This is a genomic window from Olsenella sp. An293, from assembly GCF_002159495.1.
GTDB lineage: Bacteria > Actinomycetota > Coriobacteriia > Coriobacteriales > Atopobiaceae > Thermophilibacter.
Window position 1 is genome coordinate 39166 of the sequence record NZ_NFIT01000014.1, and the last position, 26746, is coordinate 65911.

At 71.2% G+C, this 26746-nt stretch carries 20 protein-coding genes; 12 read left to right on the top strand and 8 right to left on the bottom strand.

The genetic code is table 11. The features are described 5' to 3' along the window. Positions 1–5 precede the first annotated feature (5 nt). On the top strand, positions 6–668 hold the full coding sequence (locus tag B5F85_RS09030; protein ID WP_087316510.1) for an HAD family phosphatase: 663 nt from the start codon (positions 6–8) through the stop codon (positions 666–668). Positions 669–707: 39 nt separating this feature from the next. On the opposite strand, the gene B5F85_RS09035 is transcribed toward B5F85_RS09030, so the two are convergent. The 7 genes from B5F85_RS09035 to B5F85_RS09065 form a co-directional block, all read right to left on the bottom strand. Continuing rightward, positions 708–2030 carry a transcription antitermination factor NusB gene (locus tag B5F85_RS09035; RefSeq protein ID WP_087316512.1) on the bottom strand — a complete coding sequence of 441 codons (1323 nt, stop codon included), beginning with the start codon at positions 2028–2030 and terminating at the stop codon, positions 708–710. Further along, positions 2031–2945 carry a methionyl-tRNA formyltransferase gene (gene fmt, locus B5F85_RS09040; RefSeq protein ID WP_087316549.1) on the bottom strand — a complete coding sequence of 305 codons (915 nt, stop codon included), beginning with the start codon at positions 2943–2945 and terminating at the stop codon, positions 2031–2033. It lies immediately after the preceding gene. Between the two features lie 51 nt (positions 2946–2996). After that, entirely contained in the window at positions 2997–3548 is a 552-nt protein-coding gene (gene def / locus B5F85_RS09045; protein ID WP_087316514.1) for a peptide deformylase, read from the bottom strand. A 32-nt stretch (positions 3549–3580) separates the two neighbouring features. Next, entirely contained in the window at positions 3581–5884 is a 2304-nt protein-coding gene (priA, locus tag B5F85_RS09050) for a primosomal protein N' (RefSeq protein ID WP_087316516.1), read from the bottom strand. A gap of 118 nt (positions 5885–6002) precedes the next feature. Continuing rightward, complete coding sequence (locus B5F85_RS09055) at positions 6003–6851, bottom strand: protein phosphatase 2C domain-containing protein (protein WP_087316517.1); 849 nt, start codon at positions 6849–6851, stop codon at positions 6003–6005. Positions 6852–6865: 14 nt separating this feature from the next. Then, positions 6866–7258, bottom strand: a complete 393-nt coding sequence (locus B5F85_RS09060; protein WP_087316519.1) for a hypothetical protein — start codon at positions 7256–7258, stop codon at positions 6866–6868. A gap of 130 nt (positions 7259–7388) precedes the next feature. Further along, on the bottom strand, positions 7389–10601 hold the full coding sequence (locus B5F85_RS09065; RefSeq protein WP_087316521.1) for an ABC transporter ATP-binding protein/permease: 3213 nt from the start codon (positions 10599–10601) through the stop codon (positions 7389–7391). A gap of 409 nt (positions 10602–11010) precedes the next feature. Here B5F85_RS09065 and B5F85_RS09070 point away from each other — a divergent pair, with 409 nt between their 5' ends. The 7 genes from B5F85_RS09070 to B5F85_RS09100 all read left to right on the top strand — a co-directional run bounded on the left by B5F85_RS09070 (position 11011) and on the right by B5F85_RS09100 (position 21310). Next, on the top strand, positions 11011–11631 hold the full coding sequence (locus B5F85_RS09070) for a SprT family zinc-dependent metalloprotease (RefSeq protein WP_087316523.1): 621 nt from the start codon (positions 11011–11013) through the stop codon (positions 11629–11631). Positions 11632–11709: 78 nt separating this feature from the next. Then, a complete protein-coding gene (locus B5F85_RS09075) occupies positions 11710–12402 on the top strand; it encodes a response regulator transcription factor (protein ID WP_087316525.1) in 693 nt (230 codons plus the stop codon). Between the two features lie 9 nt (positions 12403–12411). Continuing rightward, positions 12412–13461 (top strand): HAMP domain-containing sensor histidine kinase, encoded by a 1050-nt coding sequence (locus tag B5F85_RS09080; RefSeq protein ID WP_239386831.1) that lies wholly within the window; start codon positions 12412–12414, stop codon positions 13459–13461. 302 nt (positions 13462–13763) lie between these two features. Continuing rightward, positions 13764–14444, top strand: coding sequence for an ABC transporter ATP-binding protein (locus B5F85_RS09085; protein WP_087316527.1), 681 nt, complete (start codon positions 13764–13766; stop codon positions 14442–14444). Position 14445: 1 nt separating this feature from the next. Continuing rightward, positions 14446–17406: an ABC transporter permease gene (locus B5F85_RS09090; RefSeq protein WP_087316529.1), complete on the top strand. Its 2961-nt coding sequence runs from the start codon at positions 14446–14448 to the stop codon at positions 17404–17406. Next, positions 17406–20423 carry an ABC transporter permease gene (locus tag B5F85_RS09095; RefSeq protein ID WP_143786168.1) on the top strand — a complete coding sequence of 1006 codons (3018 nt, stop codon included), beginning with the start codon at positions 17406–17408 and terminating at the stop codon, positions 20421–20423. Before B5F85_RS09090 ends, B5F85_RS09095 begins: the two co-directional genes overlap by 1 nt. Positions 20424–20638: 215 nt before the next feature. After that, positions 20639–21310: an HAD family phosphatase gene (locus B5F85_RS09100; RefSeq protein WP_087316533.1), complete on the top strand. Its 672-nt coding sequence runs from the start codon at positions 20639–20641 to the stop codon at positions 21308–21310. A 149-nt stretch (positions 21311–21459) separates the two neighbouring features. Here B5F85_RS09100 and B5F85_RS09105 read toward each other — a convergent pair whose 3' ends face one another. After that, the gene (locus B5F85_RS09105) at positions 21460–22431 is read right to left on the bottom strand and encodes an SPFH domain-containing protein (protein WP_087316535.1); all 972 of its coding nucleotides are present in this window, start codon (positions 22429–22431) and stop codon (positions 21460–21462) included. 100 nt (positions 22432–22531) lie between these two features. On the opposite strand from B5F85_RS09105, the gene B5F85_RS10710 reads away from it, so the two are divergent. The 4 genes from B5F85_RS10710 to B5F85_RS09125 all read left to right on the top strand — a co-directional run bounded on the left by B5F85_RS10710 (position 22532) and on the right by B5F85_RS09125 (position 26565). Then, on the top strand, positions 22532–23593 hold the full coding sequence (locus tag B5F85_RS10710) for a hypothetical protein (RefSeq protein WP_087316537.1): 1062 nt from the start codon (positions 22532–22534) through the stop codon (positions 23591–23593). 64 nt (positions 23594–23657) lie between these two features. After that, positions 23658–24806, top strand: coding sequence for an aldo/keto reductase (locus B5F85_RS09115; protein WP_087316539.1), 1149 nt, complete (start codon positions 23658–23660; stop codon positions 24804–24806). Positions 24807–24913: 107 nt separating this feature from the next. After that, positions 24914–25885, top strand: coding sequence for a hypothetical protein (locus B5F85_RS09120; protein ID WP_204204718.1), 972 nt, complete (start codon positions 24914–24916; stop codon positions 25883–25885). Positions 25886–25986: 101 nt separating this feature from the next. After that, entirely contained in the window at positions 25987–26565 is a 579-nt protein-coding gene (locus B5F85_RS09125) for a xanthine phosphoribosyltransferase (RefSeq protein ID WP_087316541.1), read from the top strand. Positions 26566–26746: the final 181 nt, after the last annotated feature.

Consider the following 26746-nt stretch of genomic DNA (forward strand, 5'->3'; position numbering starts at 1 on the left):
GGGGCATGACGACCGTGCGACTCTGGCCGCCGTCCTTCTCGGCCGCGATCTTTGACTTCGACGGGACGCTCGCGGAGACCTGGCACCTGTGGCGTCGGGTCGACGAGATCTTCTTCTCCTCCCGCGGCCTCGAGTTTGACGAGGACGCCTCGGTCATGCTCGCGACCCTCGGGTTTGCCGCGGGCGCCCAGTGGTGCGTGGAGCGCTACCGCCTGAAGGACGAGGTCTCCGACATCGTCGACGAGTGGAACCGCCTCGGCGCCGCGCTCTACGAGACCGAGGTCCGCCTGCGCCCGGGGGCCGAGGGCTACCTGCGCGCCCTGCGCGCGGCGGGGATCCCGCTCGCGCTGGCGACCACCAACGACCCGCACGTCCTGGGGGCAATGCGGCATGTGGACGTGTACGACCTCTTTGACGAGGTCGTCTGCGGGCGCGAGGTCGCGCGCGGCAAAGACCACCCCGACATCTACCTCGAGGCCGCCCGGAGGCTGGGGGCGCGCCCGGAGGGATGCGCGGTCTTCGAGGACATCCTGGCCGGCACGCTCTCCGCGCACCGGGCGGGGATGCGCGCCGTCGCCGTGCGCAGCGAGGACCCGCGCCAGCCTTGGGGCGAGCTCGCCCGCGAGGCGGACGCCGCGATTGAGGGCTGGGAGGGGCTCGCCGGCTGAGGGCGCGCCCCTCTCGGCAGCCCCCTTGACGACAGCGCGCTAGCTGACGCGACGGAGCTCGGCGTGGAAGTGCGTGTCGCAGCCGGGGCGCAGCGGCGTCCTGCCGGCCCGCACGAGCTCGAGGCCCTCCCCCGCGGGACAGGCGAGAAGCGCCTCGACCACGCGCTCGTCCTCCTCGGCGAGGACCGAGCAGGTCGCGTAGACCAGGCGCCCGCCCGGCGCCACGCGTCTCGCGGCGGATGCGAGAAGCTCGCGCTGCAGGGCGGCGAGCTCGTGCGCGGCATCCGGCGAAAGCGACCACGCGATCTCGGGATGGCGCGCGAGCGTGCCCGTGCCGGTGCAGGGCGCGTCGAGAAAGACGAGGTCAAAGAGGCCCAGCTCGTCTCCGAGCGCGCGGCCGTCGGCGCAGACGCAGCGCACGTGGCCGGCGACGCCCGCCGCCTCCATGCGGCGCGCCGCGAGCTCCGACTTGCGCGGGCCGACCTCGACGGCGACGATCTCGCACGGACCGCCCGCGGCGCAGGCGGCGCCCTCGAGCAGCAACGTCTTGGTGCCGCGCCCCTGCCCGACCTCGAGGACGCGGCTCCCGGGCGCGGGCGCCGCGGCGAGCGCGACCTCCTGGGCGGCGAGGTCGCACGGGATGACGCGCACGCGCTCGACGAGGCCGGAGGACGCGAGGCGCGACGGCGAGCCCAGCAGAAACGATCCCGGCAGCGGCCCCGGCTCGGGGTCGCAGCCCGCCTCACGCAGCGCGCGAAGAGGGGACTGCCCCGCTTCCGCACGGGCGCGATTGGAGGCCACCCAGGCCCCGACGGGCTCGAGCGCGCCCGCCGCCCAGGCGGCGGCCCCGTCGCGGCCGAGGGAGACGAGCGCGGCCGAACAGAGCCACTCGGGCAGGGCACCGACGAGCGCGAGGTCAGAGGCGTCGAAGGTCCCCTCTGAGACGCGCCGGCGCGCGGCCCCCAGTGCAGGCGCGTCCTCCTCCGCCACCCGCCTCAGCACGGCGTTTGCGAGCCCGGCGGCGCGCGGCGCGACGCCGCGCACGAGCTCGACGCCCTGGCTCACGCAGACGTCGGCGCGGCCGTCGAGGTACAGGAGCTCGAAGGCGGCGAGCCTCAGGGCGTCGCGCACGCGCGGCTCCAGACGGGCGCCGCGGCGAAGGTGTGCGTCGATCGCGGCGTCGAGCGCGCCGCTGGCGGCGGTGGCCCCGAGCACGAGGCGCGTCACGAGGCCGCGGTCGCGCTCCGCCAGCGCGTCGAGCTCCGACGAGCCGCGCAGCAGGTCGCGTGCGCGCGCGTCGCGGCGCCTCCGCTCCCCCAGCAGGAAGAGCGCGAGGCTCCTTGCCGCCGTGGCGCGCGCCATCTAGACGCGCTCCCAGCGGATGCCGTCGCCGCGAAGCCCAGCCGCCCAGGCGGAGGCGTCCATCTCACGCTTGCCGTCAGGCTTGACGCGAGCGAGCTCGAGCGCCCCGTCGGCGCAGCCGAGCAGCACGCGGCCGCGCGCGACGGAGACCTCGCCCGCGACGGGACCGGGTGCGGTCGTGCGGGCGGCGCAGACGCGCACGCCGCGGCCAGCCACGACGCAGCGCGCCGGCGCGGTGTCACCTGATGCCTGGACGCGCAGGGCGTTGTCCCGCGCGGCGTCCGCGGGGTCGAGGGCGAGCTCGGACTTCTCGATCTTGGCGGCGTGCGTGACGAGCGCCTCGTCCTGCTCGACCCATTCCGCCGTCCCGTCCATCACCGCGGGCAGCGTCTCCACCAGAAGCTCGGCTCCCATGCGCGCAAGCTCGGAAGTGAGCTCCTCGGCGCTCTTCTCGCCCACCGGAGTGGAGGCCTGCGCGCAAAAGGCGCCCGTGTCCACGCCGTGGCCGATCCGCATGATGGAGACGCCGGTCTCGGCGTCCCCGGCGAGGATCGAGCGCTGGATCGGCGCCGCCCCGCGCCAGCGCGGCAGCAGCGACGCGTGCACGTTCACGCAGCCCGCGGGCGCGAGGCCGAGCACCTCGTCGGGCAGGATGCAGCCGTAGGCGGCCACGCAGATCACGTCGGGAGCGGCGGCGCGCAGGGCCTCCATGACCTCGGGCGTCACGCGGGCTGCCTCGAGCACGCCAAGCCCCAGCTCGAGCGCGCGCGCCTTGACCGGCGAGGGCACGAGCGCCCTCCCCCGGCCGCGCACCGCGTCCGGGCGCGTGAGCACGAGCGCCACGTCGCACGCGGCGGCGAGCGCCTCGAGGGAGGGCACCGCGAAGTCGGGCGTGCCCATGAAGACCACGCGCAGCCGGCGATCGTCGGCGACCCGCCCGCTCTTCTCGTCCGTCATGGGCGCCCCCTACTCCGCGACCTCGGTCTCGCCCGGCTTGGCGCCGGCGGCGAGGGCCTCCTGGTACTCGCGCTCGGCCTCGGCGCGGCGCATCGGGGTGAGGTGGTCGAACATCGTCACGCCGTGGACGTGGTCGATCTCGTGCTGCAGGCACACGGCCATGAGGTCGCCCTCGGCCTCGTACTGCATGAGGTCGCCGTCGAGGTCGAGCGCCTGCACCACCACGTGGCTCGGGCGGCTCACCTTGACGCTCACGCCCGGGAAGGACAGGCACCCCTCGGAGCCCTCCTTCTCAGGGCCGTCGGCCGTGATGACGCGGGGGTTGATGAGCACGTAGGGGTTCTTCTTGCTGCCGCGCCCGGCGTAGTCGACGTCGATGACCACGATCTGGCGCATCTCGCCGATCTGCGGGCCCGCCAGGCCGCAGCCCTCGGCGGCGTACATGATCTTGAGCATGCGCTTGGCGAGCGCGCGCACCTCGTCGTCGATCTTCTCGACCGGGGCGCACTCCTGGGACAGGCGCGGGTCCGGCGAGAGCACGATCTGCTTGAGCTCGTTCATGGTTCCTCCTTCCCGGCACAGGCCGGGTCTACCTACAGCATGTCGTAGGCGTCGATGTCCACTGCAATGTTAATACCCCGAAGCCGCCCGAGCGAGCCCACGCACGCGCCGAGAAGCGCGCCGGGGTCCGCGTCGACGGGCGCCTTGACCATGAGGTGGCGCCGCGTCTGGTCCTTCACCCGGGCCTTCACGCAGTCCGCGGGGCCCAGGACCTCCCAGCCGGGCGCCTCCCCCAGCCGCTCGCGCACGGCGCGGGCGAGCTCGTCGGTCGCGGCGCGGACGCCGCGCTCGGAGCGGCCCCAGACCACGACGTTGGAGAGGCGCGAGAAGGGCGGGTAGGAGGCCTCGGCGCGCTCGGCGAGCTCGGCGTCGAGGAAGACGGCGCGGTCGTGGGCGGCCACCGCCCGCATGGCGGGGTGCGTCGCCCAGTAGGTCTGCACGATGACCTCGCCCGGGCGCCCCCCGCGCCCAGCGCGCCCCGCCACCTGCTCGAGCAGGTCGTAGGTGCGCTCGGCGGCGCGGAAGTCCGGCAGCTTGAGCATGGTGTCGGCGTTGACGACGCCCACGAGCGTGACCTCGGGGAAGTCGAGCCCCTTGGCGATCATCTGCGTGCCCACGAGCACGGCGCACTCTGCGGCGTCGAAGCGCTCGAGCAGCCGCTGGTGGGCGCCCTTCTCTCGCGTGGTGTCCGCGTCCATGCGGATGATCTCGACGCCCTCGGGCAGAAGCATCGCGAGCTCGTCCTCGACGCGCTGGGTGCCCACGCCAAAGGCGGCGAGATAGCGGCTGCCGCAGCTGGGGCAGCTCGTGGAGGGGTCGGGGAAGGCGCGGACGGGCCAGGCGCGCCCGCAGGTGTGGCAGACGAGGGCGTGGGTTCGCTCGTGATAGGTGAGCGCCGTGGAGCAGTGCGGGCACTCGGGCACGCAGCCGCACTCGCGACACATGAGGAAGTTCGCGAAGCCGCGGCGGTTAAGCATGAGCACCGCCTTCTCGCGGCGCCGCGCCACGCCCCTGAGGGCCTCGGCGAGCGGGGCCGAGAAGATCGACCGCCCGCCCCCGCGGAACTGCTCGGCCATGTCGACGACCGTGACCCTGGGAAGCGCCGCCCCGGCGGGTCGCTCGGGCATCTCGACGCGCCTCCAGCGCGCGTCGCGAAAGACCCCCTCCCGGCAGCGCCGCAGGCTCTCGAGCGAGGGGGTGGCCGACCCCAGCACGAGCGCGCAGCCGCGCTCGGCCGCCATGCGCGCCGCGACCTCGCGGGCGTGGTAGCGCGGGGACTTGTCCTGCTTGTAGGAGCCCTCGTGCTCCTCGTCGATGATGATGAGGCCGGGGTCGGCGAGCGGGGCGAAGAGCGCCGAGCGCGCGCCCACGACCACGCGGGCGCGCCCGGCGCGCACGAGGTCCCACTGGTCGAAGCGCTCGCCGGCCGAGAGGCGCGAGTGGAGCACCGCCACGTCGTCGCCGAAGCGGCTGCGGAAGCGTCCCACGGTCTGCGCCGTGAGCGAGATCTCCGGCACCAAGACCAGCGCTCCGCGGCCGGCGGCGAGGGCGCGCTCGATGGCGGCGAGGTAGACCTCGGTCTTGCCCGAGCCGGTGACGCCGTCCACGAGCACCACGTCGCCGCGGGCCGCCTCGCGGGCCTCGTCGATGGCGGAGAGGGCGGCGAGCTGCCCCGCGGTGAGGCGATCGGGTCGGGGGGCCTGCGCCGAGGAGAGCGTGGTGCCCTCGCCGCCGCGCAGGACGCGCCGGGTCTCGACGGCGACGACGCCGCGCCGCGCGAGGGAGGAGACGGCGCTCGAGGCGCCCGGGATGGTGGCCGAGAGCTCCGAGACGCGCTGCGGCCCCTGCCGGAGCGCCTCGATCACGGCGCGCTGGCGCGACGCCGTGCGGGGCGGGACGTAGTCGTTGGCGGAGGGCGTCAGCGCCGCCCAGCGGGCGTCGACCGCGCCGGCGCGCTCGCAGACGAGCTCCCAGGGGGCGTCCTCGGAGGGGCGGGTGACGCGCACCTTCTGACCGGGCGCCAGAAACGGGCGCACCGCCTCGCAGAGCGGGCAGGCGTACTCCCCCGCCATCCAGGACGCGAGGCGCGCCGACGCCTCGTCGAAGGCCGGCGGCGCGAGGACCTGCTCGACGGGGAGCAGCCTGCCGGGGTCGACGCCCTCGGGCGCCTCCTCCGACACCCCCATCACGTAGCCGACGGCCAGGCGATGCGAGAAGGACACGAGCACCGTGGCCCCGACGGCCACGTCCTGCGCGAGCGCCTCGGGCACGGCATAGGAGAAGGTCCCGTCGAGCGCGCGCGTGGGTATATCGAGCGCGATGCTCGCGTAGCGCATGGCAGCCCCCGTCCTTCTCGCCGTTCTTCTCGCCCGAACTTCTCGCCCGAAGTTGTCTTCGCTGGACCCTTGATTGTAGCCGAGCGCCCCGCGCGCGGGCGCCGGGCCCGCGCCGCGCTCAGAGCCCGAGCCAGAACATGCTCGCGTCGTCGGAGCGCTTGAGGCGGGGGAAGCGCCGGTAGTCAGGGTCGTCTGCCTCGAGCTCGCGAAGGCGCGCGAGCACCGCGCGGGCGCGCCGCGGCGTGAGCGAGCCGAGCTCGGCGGCCGCGTCGGCGACGCCGAAGAGGTCGAAGGCGCGCCAGAGCCCGTCGGTGAGGCCCGCCACCGCGGACAGCTCGTCGCGCGGGAGCGAGAGGCGGCGCAGGTGCGCGAGGCCGTCGCCCGTGGGGTCGAGGCACCAGTAGCCGCCCTCGACGTTGCGCAGGAGCCGATTGGCGCGGATGACGTCGTCGACGAGCCGCCGTCGCTCGGGGCCCGAGAGCCGGCCCCACGGGTCGCGCTCGGACATGAGCGCCACGGCCCGGGCGTCGAGCGCCTCGAGCTCCTCGTCGGTCGAGACGAGCAGGCGCCCGTCGCGCGTGAGGGCGAGAAGCGGCGAGTCCCCGAGCCCGTAGAGCTCGACGGTCCCGGGGCCGGCCACGGCCAGGGCGAGCGTCGCGGAGGGGACGGCGAGCGGGTCCATGCCCGCCACGGGCCCTCCGAGCGCGCGCTCGAGCTCCGCACGGGCCGCGGCGACGGCGCCCTCGAGCGACGCGCGACCGTCCGCGCCGGCGTCCAGGGCCTCGCAGACGCGCTCGCCCACCGCATGGGCGAGCCACTGCGCGTTGGTGGAAAAGCGGTCCTGGAAGAGCGGCTCGCCGGCGAGGCCCGACGCCCCGTCGATGACGACGCCGTAGCGCTCCGTGGCGCGCGCGAAGTCCTCGTTGGCGGCGTTGCCGCGGTCGCTCAGAAAGAAGAACCGGCCCATGGGGGCGGCCCGCGCTACGAGAAGAGCTCGGCGTCGAGGGCGGCGAGCTCGGCGGGGACGTCCGCGGGGTCGCAGCTAAACGACTCCGCCACGGCGCGGGCCTGGATGCGGCGCAGGCCGGCGAGGTCCTCGTCGCCCTCGCGCTCATAGAGCCCGGACAGGCGCTCGAGGGCGTAGCACACGTAGCTCGCGACGGAGTCGCCCATGCCCGAGAGCAGCATCATCGTCACGAGCGAGTCGGGCGCGAGGGCGAGCGCCGTCGAGGCGTCGAGGTCGAGCAGCTCGCCGATCTGACGCTCGACGTCCGCGGCGCCCGTGACGTCGCCGGAGACGGCCCGCCGAAAGGCGTCGGACACCCCCTCAACGAACTGCCCCACGATCTCCAGGATGTAGTCCCGCTGCAGCATGTGCGCTCCTCTCGTCCGCGACCTCTCTAGCATAGTCCTGCGGCGGCGTGACAATTGGGACAGGTTGGATTGTCACGCCGAAAGCCTGTGACAATCCAACCTGTCCCAATTGTCACGGCGCCGCAGCGCGCTACTCGCTGCGCAGGGCCTCGACGGGGTCGCGACGGCTGGCGGCGCTCGACGGGATGAGGCCGGCCACGAGCGTCAGCGCGACGGAGATGACCACCAGCACGGCCGCCGACGTCCACGGCAGGCTCATGATGTTCTCGACGTCAAAGTCCGCGAGCACCCACGCGTTCACGGGCACGGAGACCGCCACCACGATGACGATGGCAAAGACGCCCGAGATGAGCCCCTCGATGAAGGTCTCGGCGTTGAACACGCTCGCGACGTTGCCCTTCGAGGCGCCGATCGCGCGCAGGATGCCGATCTCCTTCTTGCGCTCGAGCACCGAGATGTAGGTGATGATGCCGATCATGATCGAGCTCACCACGAGCGAGATGCTCACGAAGGCGATGAGCACGAGCGAGATCATGTTCACGATGTCGGTCACGCTGCCCATGATGACGCCCATGTAGTCGGTGTAGGTGATCACCGCGTCGTCGTTGCCCGCGGCGCGCTGCTCGTCGTTGTAGGCCTCGATGACGTCGAGCACGCGCTCCTTGGCCTCGAAGTCCTTGGGGTAGACCTCGATGGCGGCCGGGTCGTCCGGCGTGGCGTAGCCGAGCGTCTGGAGGTTGTTGTCATAGGTGAGCTGGCTCGCGTTGGCGTAGCTCTCCATGAGCGAGGCCAGGTCCTCGGCGTCCATGTTGAAGTGGATGGAGGACGCGAGCGTCTCGGCGTCCACGGTGAAGGCGTCCCTCAGGCTCGAGAGGCCACCCGCCACCTGGCTCGCGTAGCTGCTCAGGACCTGCGAGATGGCCGACTGGAGCTGAGCGGAGATCGCCGAGCCGATCTGGGAGGACATGCTCTGGAGGAAGGACTGGAGGTAGGGCGCCAGCTCGCCCGACACGTAGTCGGACACGATCTTCTCCACGCGCTCGCGCACGGGCTGGCCCGCCACGGCGTCGATCTGGGCGAGGAGCGCCTGCGCCTCCTCGGTCTCGAGATACTGGCCAAGCAGGTCGACGACACTCTGAACGAAGGCAGGGTCGTTCGGGTCGAGGGCCCCCGCGTTCTCGCCCCACCACCGGACGAAGCCGCCCGTGAGCTCCCCGCCCAGGCGCGCGGCCTCCTCGAGCTGCTCGAGGGTGACCGGCGGGTCGGTCAGGGCCTCCTCGAGGATCGAGGAGAAGTCCGGCGAGGGGGCGCCGGCGACGAGCGACTCCACGTCGACCGAGCTCGCCACGCTCGAGAGGTCGACGGAGATGCCTGAGAGGTCGATGCCGGAGGGGTCGAAGGCTGCCGAGAGCCCGCTCGTGTCGAAGGAGAAGGCCGAGCGCAGGCGCTGCTCGTCCACCGTAAAGAGGCTCTCTAGGTCCACGCCCTTGCGGGCCTCCTCCTGGAGCGTGGAGAAGCTCTTGCCGGTGAAGACGTCGGTCTCGGGGTTGGCGAGCTGCTGCCGGACGATCTCGGAGCCCACCGCGCGCTCCATGAGGGCCTCGGTGAGGCCGTGAGTGTAGGCGATGCCAGCGGAGAGCGCCTTGGCGTCGGAGGACTCGTTGGGACGCACGACGCCCACCACGTGCAGGTCCAGACCGTTTTGCACCACCTCGACCATGAACTGCTCGTCCGAGGACATGTCCGTCCAGCCGCCGGTCTCGGCGTTGGCGCGGTACTCGTCGGCGGGGCTGATCACCTTGAAGGAGAGGGCGAGGGCGTCGTCGTAGGTGAAGTCGACCTCCTCGTGCTCGATGTCGGTCTCCCCCGCCGTGCCGCTCATGGCCGTCGTCACCATCTGGGTGAGCTCGGCGGGGTCGAGCACGCCGATGCCGTAGAGCGTGTAGTCCGAGATGCGCCCGCTCTGCGTGAGCACGAGCACGCACTCGTCGGCCTGCGTTGCCCAGCGGCCGGCGACGACGTCGTACTGGGACTCGAGGAGCTCCTGGTCGTCGATCATCTCGTTGAAGACGGACATGCCGCCGGTCGACATGCCGGCCATGGCCGTGCCGGAGGCGCCGCCGGTCATCGTCGACCCGAGCGCGTTGGGGTTGAGCTGGACCGGCCCGTCGGAGGTGTCCGCCTCGAAGACGAGCGGCGTGAGCCCGTAGTCGTACTGGATGGCGTTGACGTAGCCGTCCAGGTCGTCGGGGTTGGCCTCGAGGTAGGACTTGAGCCCGGAGAGGTCGTTGGAGCCCACGGAGGCGAACATGTCCGTGAGCATCATGAACTCGGGGATCTGGTCGGGGTCGTTATCGCCGGCGCTCTCCGCGTCCGAGCCGCCGTCTGCGGTGAGCATGCCGGAGAGGTCCATGCTCTGCTTGGAGATGGAGAGCGGGTAGCTCGAGAGGGTGTCCTCCTCGACCTTGGCGATGTAGCCGTTCACGCCGTTTGCGAGGGCGAGGATCGCCGCGATGCCGATGATACCGATCGAGCCCGCGAAGGCCGTCATGATGGTGCGGCCCTTCTTGGTCATGAGGTTGTTGAACGAGAGCCCGAGCGCCGTGAGGAAGCTCATAGAGGTGCGGCGCGCCCGCTTGGCCTCGCGGCGCGGGACCGCGTCGGGGTCGAGCGGGTCGGAGTCCGCGGTGATGCGGCCGTCGCGCAGCTCTACGATACGGGTGGCGTACTGGCGCGCGAGCTCGGGGTTGTGCGTGACCATGACGACGAGCCGGTCCTGGGCGACCTCTTTGAGGAGGTCCATGACCTGGACCGAGGTGGCGGAGTCGAGGGCGCCCGTGGGCTCGTCGGCGAGCAGGATCTCCGGGTCGTTGATCAGGGCGCGCGCGATGGCGACGCGCTGCATCTGGCCGCCGGAGAGCTGACTCGGGCGCTTGTTCACATGGTCGGCGAGGCCCACGCGCGCGAGGGCGTCCAGGGCCCGGCGACGGCGCTCGGCGCGGCCCACGCCCGAGAGCGTGAGCGCGAGCTCCACGTTGGCGAGGATCGTCTGGTGCGGGATGAGGTTGTAGCTCTGGAACACGAAGCCGATGCGGTTGTTGCGGTAGGTGTCCCAGTCCCGGTCGCGGTACTCGCGGGTGGAGATGCCGTCGATGACGAGGTCGCCGTCGTCAAAGTGATCGAGGCCGCCCACGATGTTGAGCATCGTGGTCTTGCCGGAGCCCGAGGGGCCGAGCACGGCCACGAACTCGTTGTCGCGGAAGGCGACGGAGACGTGGTCGAGCGCAACCTGGGTGAACGAGTCCGTCACGTAGCGCTTGCAGATGTCCTTGAGCTCGAGCACGGGTCCTCCAGACGGCCATAAACCATCACATGGTACCCAAACGGGCCCCGGGGTAGTCCCAAACGGCCTAAACTGCCTCGCCGAGGACGCACGGCGCGCGCAGGCCATGCAAAATCCGCGTTCGATCCATTTTGTCGGCGACGCTCCGACAAAACCTCGCTTCGATCCATGCGATTTGGGCGTCCTTAAGCCGACTCGAGGCCGGTCCATAATATGGTCCGTTAATTTCATACAGTTTATTGATCATTGGCTGGCCATCGGGCCCAGAAAACCATGGATCGAAGCGAGATTTTGTCGAGCCGGTCGCTCCAATATGGACTGAACGTCAAAAGTGCACCCCACCCCCTCGCGCGGCGCGATCGTCGGGCCCGACGGGGCCCGATTCCGGAGGGCGCGCTACAATGCCCGCATGAACGCCGGGAGGACATACACGCTTCAGGCGGGCAGCATCCCCGTCGAGGTGGAGCGCAAGCGCGTGCGACGACTCAACCTGCGGGTGCGCGCGGACGGGTCGGCGCATCTGAGCGTCCCCTGGCGCTGCCCGCTCGCGGAGGCGCAGCGCTTCCTCGACGAGCACGAGACGTGGCTGCGCGAGCACGTCGCGCGCCGGACGGAGCGCGACGCGGAGCCGTGCGACGGGCTGATCCCGCTCTGGGGCGAGCTCGCGGCGCTTCCCACAGGCTCCTCCCCCGACGAGCTCTACCGCGCCGAGCTTGCGGCACGGCTGCCCGAGGTCGCGGCGCGCATGGAGGCGGCGCTCGACGTTCGGGCGAGCGGCTGGCAGCTTCGCGACATGAAGACGCGCTGGGGGTCGTGCACGCCGCGCACCGGGCGCATCCGCGTCAACGTGCGGCTTGCCGCCTTCCCGCCGACCTGCCTCGACTACGTCGTGGCCCACGAGCTCACGCACCTCCTGGAGCCGAGCCACGACGCACGGTTCCACGAGCTCCTCTCCCGCGCGTACCCCGACGAGGCGGCCGCGCGCGCCATCCTGCGCCGCCCCGCCCGAGAGGCGTGTCGCGTCGCATGAGGGCGCCCGTGTGACGAAAGCGTCACGGGACCGCACCCGTCTTGGCCCCTATACTCAAGGCACGACGAAGGGAGGACCATGCATCAGCTCCGCATACTGCTCGCCGAGGACGACCCGCTGATCGTGGAGGGCCTCTCGGAGCTTCTGGCCAACGAGGGATTTGTCGTCGACTCCTCCCCCACCCAGACGGGAGCCGTCGCCCTGGCCACGGCGCACGGGACCGAATACGCGCTCGCGCTCGTGGACCTGACGCTCGCGCAGGGCAACGGGTTTGCGGTGTGCAACGCCATCAAGTCCGTCACCCCGAGCGTTCCCGTGATCTTTCTCACCGCGGCCGACGACGAGCTCAACACCGTGACCGGCCTCTCGATGGGGGCCGACGACTACGTGGCCAAGCCCTTCCGCCCGCGCGAGCTCGTGGCGCGCATCCAGGCGGCGATCCGCCGCGCTCGGCCCGAGCGCGCCGTCCTGCGGCTGGGCCGCGTCACCATCGACCCGGACCGCGCGCACGTCGAGAAGGACGGCCGCGAGGTCGTGCTCTCCGCCCTCGAGTACCGCCTGCTCCTTCTGTTCGCCAAGAACGCGGGACGCCTGGTCACGCGCGACATGATGCGCGAGGCCCTCTGGGACGACGCGGGCGCCTACGTTGAGGAGAACACGCTCTCGGTCTACATCAAGCGCCTGCGCGACAAGCTTGAGGACGACCCCGCGGAGCCCTCGCTCATCGTCACGGTGCGCGGCCTGGGCTATCGCGCGGGCGACGAGGGCTAGGGGGCGGCCGTGCTCTTGCGCAACCGTGAGGTCAGGCGACCGCTCGTCGCGTCCCTCGTCATGGGCGCGGCGGGTGCGCTCCTTGCGTGGCGGCTCGCGGGGTCCGGCGCCGCGGCGTGCGTCGCGGGCACGGCGGCGGCCCTGCTTCTCATATGGCTCTCGGCCACGCGAGCGCGCCACCGGGCGCTCGCGCGCATGGCGGCGCAGGTGGACGACATCCTGCACGGCGCACGTGACGTGAGCTTCGAGCGCATGCGCGAGGGCGAGATCGCAATCCTGGCCTCGGAGCTCGACAAGATGTGCAACCGCCTGGCCCTTGCCAACGAGGACCTCGAGCACGAGAAGAACGCCCTGGCCGACGCCCTGGCCGACATATCGCACCAGCTCAAGACCCCGCTGACCTCGCTTGCGCTCATGACCTCGCTCGCCCGGCGTGAGCTCGTTGCCGACGGCGCGCATGCGGAGCAGGTCGAGCGGCTCCGGACGATGGAGCGCCTCGAGGACCGCGTGGAATGGCTCGTCTCCTCCCTGCTCAAGCTCGCCCGCATCGACGCGGGCGTGGTGAGCTTCGCGCGGGCGCACGTGGACGGCGCCGAGCTCGTTGCGCGCGCGGCCGAGCCGCTGGCCGTGGCCTTCGACCTCGCCGACGTGCGCCTGGCGGTGGACGCCGCGCCGGGCGCCGGCTTCGAGGGAGACCTCTCCTGGACGGCCGAGGCGCTCGAGAACGTGCTCAAGAACTGCCTCGAGCACACGCCGGCAGGCGGAGAGGTGCGCGTGAGCTGCGCGGAGGACGCGCTCGCGTTCCGACTCCGCGTGGAGGACACCGGGCCCGGCATCGCCCCGGAGGACCTGCCGCATGTCTTCGAGCGCTTCTATCGCGGGGGCGAGAGAGACGCGCGGCCCGCCGGCGCAGGCTCCGAGGTCGACCCCACGGGCGTGGGGATTGGCCTTGCGCTCGCCAAGAGCCTCGTCACCGCCCAGGGCGGCACCATCCGCGCGGGCAACATCCCGACCGGCGGCGCGCGCTTCGACGTCGTGTTCTTCAAGGCCGTGGTGTAGGGCGGCTTCCGGGTTCGCCCGACTCCGGGCGCCGGTCCAGGCCCGAGAGGGTGTGTACACCACCCCACGAGGGTATGTACACCGCACCGGCGGCGCGTCCTTCTCGGCAACGCTCTGACCTGCGGTTTGTTGGCCCGCTCTCGATGGAGGGGTGTACATACCCTCAGGGCCCACTGTACATACCCTCGCGACTCGGCTCGCGGCGGCGACGCGTCCAGCGTGACGAATCAGTCACCCGCGCGTCACGGCCGCGCAGGCCGCCTCCCCCATCATAGAATTGACGAGAAGCACGAGGAGGCAGCATGGACATCCTTCAGATTGAGCACCTCACCAAGACCTACGGCAGCGGCGACACGGCCGTACGCGCGCTCGACGACGTGAGCTTCACGGTGGCAGCGGGCGAGTTCGTGGCCATCATCGGCAGCTCGGGCTCGGGCAAGTCGACCCTGCTGCACCTCATCGGCGGCGTGGACCGTCCCACCTCGGGCACCGTGCGCCTGAACGGCGAGGACGTCTTCCAGCGCTCCGACGAGCAGCTCGCGGTCTTCCGCCGCCGCGAGGTCGGGCTGGTGTACCAGTTCTACAACCTCGTGCCCGTGCTCGACGTGGTGGAGAACATGTGCCTGCCCGTACTCATGGACGGTCGGGCGGTCAACGAGAAGCGCCTCGCCAACATGCTCCACGTGCTCGGCCTCGAGGGGCGCGAGCACCACCTCCCCAACCAGCTCTCCGGCGGCCAGCAGCAGCGCGTGGCCATCGGGCGCGCGCTCATGAACGCGCCGGCCGTGGTGCTGGCCGACGAGCCCACGGGCAACCTCGACTCCAAGAACTCCGCCGACATCATGGCCCTGCTGCGCAAGTCCAACCGCGAGCTCGGCCAGACGCTCATCGTGATCACGCACGACGAGGACATCGCGCTCACGGCCGACCGCGTGATCGCGCTCGAGGACGGCCGCATCGCCTCCGACACGAGGGTGAGCTAACATGGCCGCCCACAGGCACGACCCGGACGAGAAGAACCTGGCGCCGCGGCGCGCGGGAGGGCCCGCGCGGTCCGTGTTCGTGCGGTTCACGCTGCGCTCGCTCGCGGCCAACCGGGTGCGGACCGTGGTCTCGGTCATGGGCGTGGCGCTCTCGGTGGCCCTCATCGCCGCCGTGCTCACGAGCGTGGCCTCGCTCTCCAACATGCTCGTCGAGCGCACCGCGGCCGACGAGGGCTGGTGGTACGCGGAGGCGGCCGGCATCACCGAGCAGGGCCTCGAGCAGCTTGAGGAAGACCCGGAGGTCACGGACTGGACCGCCGTCACCGACCTGGGCACCGTCTCGCTCGGCGAGGACAACAGCAGCCTCTTCGGGCCCTACCTCTACGCCAAGACCTGGCCGGCCGCCGGCACCGGCAGCGACGCCGACGAGCCGCTCCTCCAGGCGCCCGAGCTCGTGGCCGGCCGCGCGCCCGAGGCCGCGGGCGAGGTCGTCCTCCCCCACTACCTGCAGAACGTCGAGCTCGCCCCCTGCGGGCTCTCCACCGCGGACGGCGGCGCCATCACGCTGGGCAGCGCCGTCACGCTGGACCTCGGCACACGCACCGTGGAGAACCTCGACGACGGAAGCACCTACACGGCCACCTCCGTCAACGGCAGCTACGTGCACGAGACCACGCAGCGCGAGTCCTTCTCCGCCGACCTCGGAAGCATCGAGGTCACCGTCGTGGGCTTCTACCGCTCCTACGGCTTCTCGAGCACCATGGCGCTCCAGGGCAACAGCGCCTACGTCTACGACGACGGCAGCGCCCTCGCCGGCGCGCTCTCGGACGACTCCGCGGCCACCTGGGCCTCCGCGGTCTTCCGCACCGCCGACCCGGCCAAGGCCGCGGACGTGGCGAACGGGCTCGCCAACGCCAACGAGGCCGAGTACGGCACCTCCGTGCACACCTCCCTCATCCGCTGGATGGGCGCCACGCCGGACACCGCCATCTGGAACACGCTCTACCAGATCGCGGGCATCCTCGCCGCCGTGGTGGTCGTGGCCGGCATCTCGCTCGTCTACAACAGCTTCGCCATCTCCGTGGCCGAGCGCACCCGTCAGTTCGGACTGCTCTCCTCCCTCGGCGCGAGCCGCCGGCAGCTCCGCCGCACCGTGCTCGTGGAGGCGCTCGTGATCGGCGCCGCGGGCATCCCCGCGGGCCTCGTGCTCGGCCTCGCCGGCTGCTACGTGGTCTTTGGCCTCGTGGGCGAGGGCCTCGCGGCGCTCGCCGGCGGCGGGGCGGCGGCCACCGTGGTGGTGAGCCCCGCAGGCCTGCTCGTCGCCGCCCTTCTCGGCCTCGTTACGCTGCTCGCGAGCGCCTGGGTCCCCGCGATCCGCGCGAGCCGGGTCTCCGCCGTCGACGCCATCCGCCAGACGCAGGACGTGCACCTCGGGCGCCGGGCGAGAAGGACCCGCCGTCCGGCCCTCCCCGCCGGACGGCACGAGGGCGCGGGCGCCGTTCGCTCGCTCGGCCTCGCGGGGCGGCTCTTCGGCGTCCCCGGCTTCGTGGCGCACCGCAACCTCTCCCGCAGCTCCTCGAAGGGGCGCGTCACCGTGGCCGCGCTCGCCGTCTCCGTGGCCCTGCTCGTCACCTCCGGCTCGATCGCCGACGTCATGGGCTACGCCACCGAGACCTCCGTCGACACCATGGCGGGCCAGGATCTCGTGCTCTACGTCGACGCCACCGGCGCCGGGGCGGACCAGACGCTCGCGCTCGCCGACGGCCGCGTGGACGGGCCCGGCATGCAGAAGGAGCTCGCCAGCTTCTATGACGAGGTCAAGGATGTCGACGGGGCGCACCCCAACGGCTACCTCACGAGCTACGTCGCCGAGGTCCTTCTCCCCGCGGGCATGGTCGCGGACGACGCCGAGGGGCTCGAGGGCAGCTCGAGGCGCCTTGCGGACGGCTCGTGGTACGGCCAGGCCAACGTGGCGTTCCTGGATGACGCCAGCTGGGCGTCCTACGTCGACGAGCTGGGCCTCTCGCGCGACGAGTTCTGCGACCCGGCGCACCCGCGCGCCGTGGCGGTGAACGCCTACACCGTCCGCGGCGACGAGACCTACGCGCGCCTCGCCCCGCTCTCCGCCGGCGGCGCGCTGACGTCGCTCGAGTTCGCCGACCTCGACGGGCGCTTCGCCGACGGTCTGCGCGACGGCGCGGACGGACGGCCCGAGGCCTACTACTACGATGACTCCGGCAACGAGCAGGCGCTGCCCCTCGACCAGGCCGTCGCCCGCGAGCAACAGATCGAGGTGGGTGCGCTCGCCGACCACGCCCCCGTGGGCGTGAGCCTGAGCGGCAGCCTCCAGCTCGTCCTGCCCGCCTCGGCCATCGAGCTCGCCGACACCATGGGCTACCTGCGCGCGAGCTGCTCGCTCTCCACGGACGGCGACGCCGTGCGCGCCTCGGACGCCCAGGACGAGATCGAGAAGATCGCGGCGGACCACCCCGCGCTCGACGTCACCTACACCAACGTCGCCGAGGGCAAGCTGCAGTCGCGCCTCATGGCCACCGCCGTGAACACCTTCATCTACTGCTTCGCCGCCATCACCGGCCTCATCGCCGTGACCAACGTCTTCAACACGCTCGCCAACGCCCTCATCCTGCGCCGTCGCGAGTTCGCCGTGCTCAGGTCCATCGGCATGGACGGGCGCGCCTTCCGCCGCATGATCGCCTACGAGTGCGCAAGCTACGCCCTGCGCGGCCTTGCGCTCGGCTTTGCGCTGGCGCTCGTCGCCAACGTGGGGCTGTACGAGGCCATGGCGCTCTCCTACTCCACCTACGAATTTGCGCTGCCCTGGCCGCAGATCGGACTCTCCGTGGCGGCGGTGCTCGTCGTGATCGCCGTGAGCGTGACGTACGCCCTGCGCCGCTGCGGCGCCACCGGCGTGGTCGAGGCCCTGCGCTCGGAGGCGCTCTGATGAAAAGGGACAGTCCCTTTTCATCATCCGTGTTCGCGCGGTTCACGCTGCGCTCGCTCGCGGCCAACCGCGTGCGCACCGCCGTCACCGTGGTGGGCATTGCCCTTGCGACCGGCCTGCTCATGGCCGTGCTCGCGAGCGTCACGAGCCTGCAGGCGGGGCTCGCCAACCAGAGCCGCGAGACGGACGGCGTCTGGCAGGTCAAGTTCCCCGCGACCGACGACGCCGAGCTCCAGAGCCTCCGCGACGTCGCCGGAGACCTCCTCGACCGCCTCGCGACCCAGCGGGACCTGGGCTCGGCCGCCTTCTCCGCGAGCGACGCCGAGCGCAACGGCACCTACCTCTCGGTGCTGGGCCTCCCGGTGGAGCAGGGCGGCACCGCTCGCGCCATGGGCGACGACGCCTACGAGGTCCTCCTCGCCCCCTCCGTCACGTCGGGCCGACTTCCCGAGAAGGACGGCGAGATCGCGCTCACCTCGAACCTGCGCGGCATCGAGCTCACGCCCGGCGCCTCCGAGCTCCCAGGAATCGACGCCGGCGTGGTCGCCGACGGTCCGCTCGAGCTCGGCTCCCAGCTCACGCTCTCGCTTGGCCGGCGCGTCCAGCGCTACGAGGACGGCTCGGACGACGAGGTGGGCGCCGAGAGCGGCGTCATGTACCGGAGAGTCGTCTACGGGACGGACGCGGACGGCACCGCGGACGTGGGGCAGGGCCAGATCTCCGAGACCCTCGAGGGCGTCAGCGCGCCGCGCACCTACACCGTGGTCGGCTTCGTCGAGCCCGACTGGACCATCCCGGGCTACATCGGCTACGTGAGCCCCGACCAGACCGGAGGGGCGGCCCTGCCGCGCACCAACGCGTACTTCTCCACCTCGTGCTCGAGCCGAGAGGAGCTCGACGAGCTCGTCGAGCGGCTGCGTCCCGCCGGGGGAGATCGCGCGTCGGTCCTCAACGGGGGCCTGCTCACCTACCAGGGGCTCGGCGGCGACCGGCTGATCTTCGACACCCTCGCCATGTTCGCCGCAACCCTCGCCGTGGTGATCGTGGTCGCGGCGGTCTCGCTCATCTCGAACGCCTTCACCATCTCCGTCTCCGAGCGCACGCGCCAGTTCGGCCTGCTCTCCTCGCTCGGCGCCTCGAGGCGACAGCTCAGGCGCACGGTCTTTGTCGAGGCGGGCGTGCTCGGGGCCGTCGGCATCCCGCTCGGCGTTGCCATCGGGATCGCGGGCGCCGCGGTCGCCTTCGCCGTAACGGGCGAGGGCTGGGCGCGCATGGTCGGCACCGACTCTGCGGTGACGCTCGTCGTGAGCCCGTGGAGCGTGGCGCTCACTGTCCTTCTCGCCTCGCTCACGCTGGTGGTGAGCGCGATGGTCCCCGCCGTGCGCGCCAGTCGCGTCTCGGCCGTGGACGCCATCCGGCAGTCGGCCGACGTCCGCCCGAGCAGGAGGCTGCGCCGCGTCTTTGCCCGGCGGACCCGCCCCGCAGACGACCTCTCCCCCGACGGCTCGCGGCCGCGCGGCCTCGCGGCGCGGCTCGGGGGCGTCCCCGCCTTCCTCGCCCGCCGCACCCTGCTGGTGTCCTCCAGCAAGGCGCGCGTCGCGGTGCTCTCGCTCGCCGTCTCCGTCACGCTGCTCGTGACGGCGGGCGTCGTGAACGACATGCTCACCGGCGCGACGGACGCGACCCAGCTGGGCTCCGCGACGTCGTTCGACCTCGAGCTCACCGTGGCGGACCGCCAGGACGAGCCGGAGAAGGGCGACGGGGCGGACCGGGGCGGATCAGTCTCTCTCGCCGCGGCCGACGACTTGCTCACCCGCATAGGGCAGCTCGACGGCGTCGAGGGCGCCGCCTACTACGGAAGCCTCTCCGCCGCGATCCGGCTCTCGGGGGGCCTACTCGGCGGCGCGTCGACCGCGGGCTGCGACCTCCCGGCGAGCGAGGTCGGCAACGTCGACGGGCAGGGCTACGCCTCGGCCGACGTCTTCCTCGTCGACGACGCCACGTGGCGCTCGCTCGCAGAGCGGGGCGTCCTGGGGGCCGACGCCGCCGACCCGTCGCAGCTCAGCGCCCTTCTGGTCGGCACGGTCTACGCGAGCGACGGCTCGCGCTACGTCCAGAGCGAGCTGCTCCCCGCCCAGACGACGGGCGAGGTCGACCTGCTCGCGATCGACGAGCGCGCGGGCTACGAGAAGCCCCTCCTGGCATGGGGGGAGGACGGCACGGTCGTCTACTACGCCCCCGAGGACAGCTCCTCCGACCTCGAGGTCCCGCTGAGGGAGGCGGCGCGCGTCGTGACGAGCGTGCCGGTGACGGTCGTGGGACCCGACCTCGGCGAGGACTTCCCCCTGAGCCCGGACCAGCTCTCCAGCCAGTTCCCCACCCTGGTGATGCCCGCGCGCGCCGTGCGGGAGTCGGGGGTCGCGCTCGACCCCATGGTCCAGAGCCTCTACACGCCGTGGGTGAGCGTGCTCGCGCGCCTCGAGGAGGGCGCCGACGACGCCGAGGCGCTGCGCCAGATGGAGGGCGCCGCTGAGCAGATCGGCGGCATCGACGTGCTCGGCTCCACCAACCTCGCCGCGACGCTGCGCGACGCGCGCGCCATGTCCTTCACCGTGCAGGTCTTCCTCTTCTGCTTTGCGGCGATCCTGGCGCTCATCGCGGTGGCCAACGTCTTCAACACCATCGCCTCCGGCATGATGCTGCGCACGCGCGAGTTCGCGGTGCTGCGCTCGGCCGGCATGGGAGAGCGGTCGTTCCGGAAGATGATCTTCGTGGAGTGCGCGGACTACGCGCTCAAGGGGCTCGTGCTGGGGGGCGCGCTGGCCCTGATCGTCGAGTGGTTCCTCTGGCAGGCCATGTCGCTTTCTGTGAGCGGCGTTGCGCTCGTGGTGCCGTGGGGTCACCTCGCGCTCGCGTTTGCCCTGGTCGTGGGGGTGCTCGCGGCAAGCGTCCTCTACGCGCTGAGAAAGACGCACGCCATGAACCTCGTGGAGGCCCTGCGCACCGACGCACTCTAGGGTTTCTGTCAATCGGGGCCTGGCCCCGATTGACAGTTCCGATTGACAGCTTCTGACCGGCCGCGCGCCGAGTAAGAGCTTTGTGCCAAAACAGGCCCCGCTGACGTCATGTTTTGGTCAAAAGCTCTTACTCGGCGTTCTTGTGGGTGTGCTGCCGGCGCGAATCCGGATACAATGCCCCCTCGGGACACGACACGCGACCGGAGGGACCCCACATGACCGCACCCCAGACGCCCCGCCTGCCCGAGGCTGTCATCTTCGACATGGACGGCACGCTCGTCGACACCGAGCGCGTGAGCCAGACCGCGTGGCGCCGCGCGGCCGCCGACCTCGGGATCGACGTGCCCGATAGTATCTGGAACTCCTACGTTGGCTGCAGCCTGCCCAACGCCGTCAAGATCATGAACGAGCACCTCGGCGACCCGGCGCTCACCGAGCGCCTCTTCGACCACCAGCGCGAGCTCTTCTTCGAGATTCGCGAGCAGAGCCTCGAGCCCTGCGAGGGCGCGCTCGAGGCGCTCCGGGCGCTCGTCGACGCCGGCGTCACGGTGGCGCTGGCCACCTCGACGATCCGCGAGCACGCGCTGCCCCTCATGGAGCGCTTTGGGATGGCGCCGCTCTTCTCTTCCATGACCTTCGGCGACCAGATCGAGCACGCCAAGCCGGCGCCGGACATCTACCTCGAGGCGGCGCGCCGCCTGGGCCTCGACCCCGCGACCTGCGCGGCCGTCGAGGACTCGGTCAACGGCGCGCTCGCGGCGTGCGCGGCGGGCATGGCCACCTACCTCGTGCCCGAGTGGGCGACGCCCACGCCCGAGCTCGCGAGCCGCTGCGCCGCCGTGCTCGACAGCCTGCGCGAGCTTCCCGCCCAGATCCTGGGGGCGTAGGACACGCGTTGACAACACGCGCGGTTTCCGGACGCTTTCGCGGCCCAGACCGTCCGAAAGCCGCACGCGCCTCATGCCAAGAAGAGCGGGCCCCGGACGCCTCTCCAAGGCGGCGTCCGGGGCCCGCTCGCAATCTCTGTGCTCAGCCTCTACCTCTTTGTGGCGTCAGCCGCCCCGGCGCCGGGCACGGGCGGCACCTTGGCGCCCTCCCCCGCCGCGCCCGCGGCCACCATCTGCTCGAACATGCTCGCGGTGCTGGTGAAGTCGCTCGGCAGCACCACCGTCGAGCTCTTCCCGGTCTTGGCGAACTCGGCCATCATCTCGGTCCACTGCGTGAACATGAAGAGCTGGTTGGCCTCGTCGTTGCCCACGCCGGTCTCCTGGATGGTCTCGAGCGACTCCTTGATGCCGGCGGCGATGGCCTTGCGCTGGTTGGCAATGCCCTCGCCGGCCTTCTCCATGGCCTCGGCCTCGGCGACGGCCTCGGTCACGCGGCGGATGCGGTCGGCCTCGGCGAGGTCCTGCGCGGCGGCCTTGGTGCGCTGGGCGGCGTTGATCTGGTTCATCGAGTCCTCGACCTCTGCCGGCAGCGCGATCTTGGTGATGAGCGTCGAGACCAGCGTGAAGCCATAGGCCGCCATCTGCTCGGACACGGTGGCGTTGACGTCCTTGGCGATGTCGTCCTTCTTGGCAAAGACCTCGTCGAGCGTGTACACCGGGATCGAGGAGCGCAGCGCGTCGGTGATGAAGTCGCGCATCTGCGCCACCGGCTGCTGGAGCATGTAGTAGCTCTTGTAGACGCCGGAGTCCTGCGGGCGCTCGCCGCGCTCGTAGCTCACGTGGTACTGGGCCGAGACCTCGAGGCCGATGGTCACGTTGTCCTGCGTCTTGACGTCGATGTTGAAGCCGTTTTTCATCGTGCGCAGGGAGACCGTGGCCGCCTTGCGGTCCACGAACGGGATCTTCACGTGAAAGCCCGCGCCCACGATCTTGTGGAACTTGCCCAGGCGCTCGATGATCACAGCGTGCTGCTGCTTGACCACATAGAACAGGTTGCCGGTCACCAGGCCGACGACGAGAAACACCACGAGGACGATGAGGATGAGACCGAGTAGCTCCATTGGTACTCCCTTGAACGACCGTTAGTCCTCACAGCATACCCAACCAAGGTTGCTTTCAATATACTGTGGGCAACATTTTCGCCGTACGGAGGGGGCAGCCGTGACAAGGTTTCGCTTCTCGCGCTCAGACGAGTCCCAGGTGGACCCCTTCAACGCCGGCGAGCCCGAGCTCCCGGGCGGCGAGCCCGTCCTGCTCGATGAGGACGAGGACCTGGACTCGCAGGTCGAGTACGCGCCGCACGGCGAGCCCGACGGCACGCCGCACAAGCCCGAGGACGACTACCAGGCGCCCACAACGCGCGGCCACGACTACGACGCCCCCTCGATCGACGGGCCGCGCAAGGCCGGGAGGCCCCGCGCACGCCGCCCGCGCACGGCCCCGACGGCCCCGGCCGGAGAGGTCGGCGCGAGAACCGAGAAGGACCGGCGGGTCGTGACGCGCGCCATCGTTCTTCTCGTCATCGTCGTGAGCTTTGGGTCGTCGCTTCTGAGCTGCGCGGCGGGCCTTGTGAGCGCCGCCGTCGAGGACGCCGGCGAGGCCGTGGAGGGCCTGGGCGAGGCGCTCTTTGGCGACGACTCCGACTCCGGCAACGTCGACTGGGACGCCTACGTCCCCGAGCAGGACGCCGACGACGAGGCCGCCACGGCGGCGCTCGTGGCGCGGCTCGAGGCGCTCGTCTCGACGCCGGAGTCCGGCCAGCTCCACGACGTCGTGGCCTCCTACCTGGACGACAAGCTCTACGACCTCATGGGCTACTCCGCCGACGAGCTCGGCGTCGACGCCGACGCCTTTGCGACGTGGGCGCTCGGCGGCATCACGTTTGAGCCCGAGTACTCCTACGCCTACAGCGACGGGACGGCCTCGTCCTACGCCAAGATCGGCGCCCCGGACGCCAACGAGATCGTCTGGGCCTTCCACGACGCAACGAGCGACTACCGCTACGACAACGACCTCTGGGGCTCCTACGGCGAGGAGGGGGCGACGACGCCCACCGAGGAGCAGCGCTCATACCTCTGTGCGGTCTTTGACGAGGTGGTCGCGGCCGCCGAGGTCCAGTCTCCCAACAGCACGGGCTTTGACCTCGCGCTCGTGGACGGCGCGTGGGTCGTCGACGAGCAGGACCTCGTGGAGGAGCTCGAGAGCGCGCTCGACCTGTACTAGCGACCCCAAGGGGGCGGGGCGGCGTAGAATGTCCCCCAGCAAAGACCGAGGGAGAGGGGACCCCATGACCGCAACCGCCACGCACGCCGCCCCGTTCGAGGACGCCAAGGGCAAGCTCGGCTTTGGCTGCATGCGCCTGCCCAAGCTCGAGGACGGCACCGTCGACGTCGCCACGTTCTCGCAGATGGTCGACGCCTTCCTCGACGGCGGCCTCAACTACTTCGACACCGCGCGCCCTTACCACTCCGGCGGCTCGGAGCCCGCGCTCGCGCAGGCCCTCACCGCGCGCCACGACCGCTCCGAGTTCCTGCTCGCGGACAAGCTCTCCCCCAACGGCTTCGAGCGCCGCGAGGACATCCGCCCGCTGATCGAGGACCAGCTGCGCGCCTGCGGCGTGGGCTACTTCGACTTCTACCTCATGCACTCCCAGGGCATGGGCAACTACGAGAAGTACCAGCGCGAGCACGCCTACGAGGAGGCCTTCGCTGCGCGCGACGCGGGCCTCGTGCGCCACGTGGGCTTCTCGTTTCACAGCAACGCCGCCTTCCTCGACCGCATCCTGACCGACCACCCCGACGTCGAGTTCGTCCAGCTGCAGGTCAACTACCTCGACTGGGAGAACGGCGTCATCCAGAGCCGCGAGTGCTGCGAGGTCGCCGCCGCCCACGGCAAGCCCGTCATCGTGATGGAGCCCGTGAAGGGCGGCCGCCTGGTCAACCTGCCCGAGGAGGCGCGCGCCGTGCTCGCCGCCGTCGGCGACGGCTCCCCTGCGAGCTTTGCGCTGCGCTTCGCCGCCGGGCTGCCGGGCGTCGAGATGGTGCTCTCCGGCATGGGCACGCCCGAGATGATCGCCGAGAACGTCGCCACGTTCTCCCCGCTCGTGCCGCTCTCGGACGCCGAGCGCGAGGCCGTCGCGCGCGTCACGCAGATCCTGCGCGGCCAGAACGCGATCGAGTGCACCGCCTGCCGCTACTGCGTGGACGGCTGCCCCAAGAAGATCAACATCCCCGACGTCTTCTCCTGCCTCAACGCCAAGCGCGCCTACGGCGAGGACTCCGCGGGCTTCTACTACAAGGCGGTCCACACCGGGCACGGCCACGGCCTCGCCTCGGAGTGCGTCGGCTGCGGGGCGTGCGAGCGCGCCTGCCCGCAGCACCTGCCGATCCGCGAGCTCCTGGGCGAGGTCGCCGCGGAGTTCGAGACCCAGGAGTAGCTCGGCGCCTCGTGACGAGGTTGTCACGTTCTTCTCGCCGGTGAATAGGCGACGCCCGTGCGGGGAACAAAAAAGTGTCTGAAGTTCAGCGAGACCCGGGAGGCCCCATGAGCAACGAGCACGTCGAGAGGAACCAGGCCTCCGGTCAGAGCCTCGTCCACGGCATCTTCGAGGCTGGGCACGCGGCCCACGACCTCGTCCCCGCCGCCGACGGCCCCACGCCGATCGAGGGGCGCCTGCGCAAGGCACCGCTGCGCGTGCCCGAGAACTACGAGGCCTGCACCGGCTTCACCCTCTTTGGCCGGCGCATCCGCACGCTGCTCTACTCGACCGACGTCGCGGCGATCCGCAACTCCAACGCCGACGCCATCTTCGCCGTCTACCCCTTCACCGCCCAGCCCGCCATCACGCAGGCGCTGCTCACCGTGGCCGAGGCGCCGCTGTTCGTGGGCGTGGGCGGCGGCACCACCACGGGCCGGCGCGCCGCCGAGCTCGCCGCCGTCTCGGAGATGCAGGGCGCCGCGGGCGTGGTGCTCAACTCCCCCGCCTCGCCGGAGACCGTCGCGCAGGTGGTCTCGACGGTGGACATCCCGGTCATCGCCACGATCACGCGCTTTGACAACGAGGCCGCGGAGAAGATCCAGGCGGGCGCGCGCATCGTCAACGTGGCAGCCGGCCGCGGGACCGCCGAGGTCATCCGCGAGCTGCGCGCCGCCTTCCCGGCGCTGCCGATCATCGCGAGCGGCGGTCGAGACGACGCGAGCGCCGCCGCGACCATGGAGGCCGGCGCCAACGCGCTCATCTGGGCACCTCCGAGCGTCGTGGAGATCCAGCGCGACATGATGGTCCGCTACCGGGAGAAGGCCGAGGCCTCCGCGCGCGAGGCCGGCGAGGAGCGCCCCGTCGCGACGGTCGTTCCCGACATCACCGACATGCCCGTCGCCGACGTCCCCAACGGCGTGGTCCAGACCGTCCCGCCCGAGGTCGAGGAGGCAGAGCAGATCGGCGAGGAGGACTTCGTGAGCCCGTTTCGAGGGAGGCTCCCTCGCCTTCCGTTCTTTGGACGCAAGGCGCGCTGACCCCCCGCCGCCCCGCGAGTTTTTCGTCGAGCGTCGCACAATGCTTTCCGAGCGTGCATAATGGTTGAAGCCAAAACCGCGACGCGAGAGGGGCACGCACGATGAAGGAGCTTGAGGACCGCATCCGCAGGGACGGTATCGTGCGCGAGGGCAACGTCCTCAAGGTCGACAACTTCCTCAACCATCAGTGCGACGTCGCCCTCTACGACCATATGGGCGCCGAGTGGGCGCGCCTGTTCGCGGGCAAGCGGATCGACAAGATCCTCACGATCGAGGCATCGGGCATCGGCATCGCGTGCGTGGCGGCCACTCACTTTGGCGGCGTGCCCGTGGTCTTTGCGCGCAAGACCGAGTCGAAGAACATGGACGGCGACCAGTACCGCACCAACATCACAAGCTACACCAAGGGCCGCGAGTACCAGGTCATCGTCGCCAAGCGCTTCCTCAACGCCGGCGAGCACGTGCTGATCATCGACGACTTCATGGCCATGGGTTGCGCCATGAACGGCCTGCTCGAGATCTGCGACGAGGCCGGCGTCATCGTGGAGGGCATCGGCATCGCCATCGAGAAGGGCTTCCAGCCGGGCGGCGCCGAGCTGCGCTCCCGCGGCTACCAGGTGGAGTCGCTCGCCGTCGTGAAGTCCATGGACGCCGCGACCGACGAGATCGAGTTCGCGTAGCGAGACCTCAAGGCTTGGCGGCCTGCAATTTTGGTCTTCGAGCCATTTTTCCTTGGAGGCTGGAACAGTTTCGGGTTGTGTGCCGAATGTTGGTGTCGGGCCACGCCCGTTCCGGCCCGATTGTAGCGCCTAGGCCGCGGCGCGCATCGCCTCCAGCACGATCACCTCCGCCCTGCGCAGC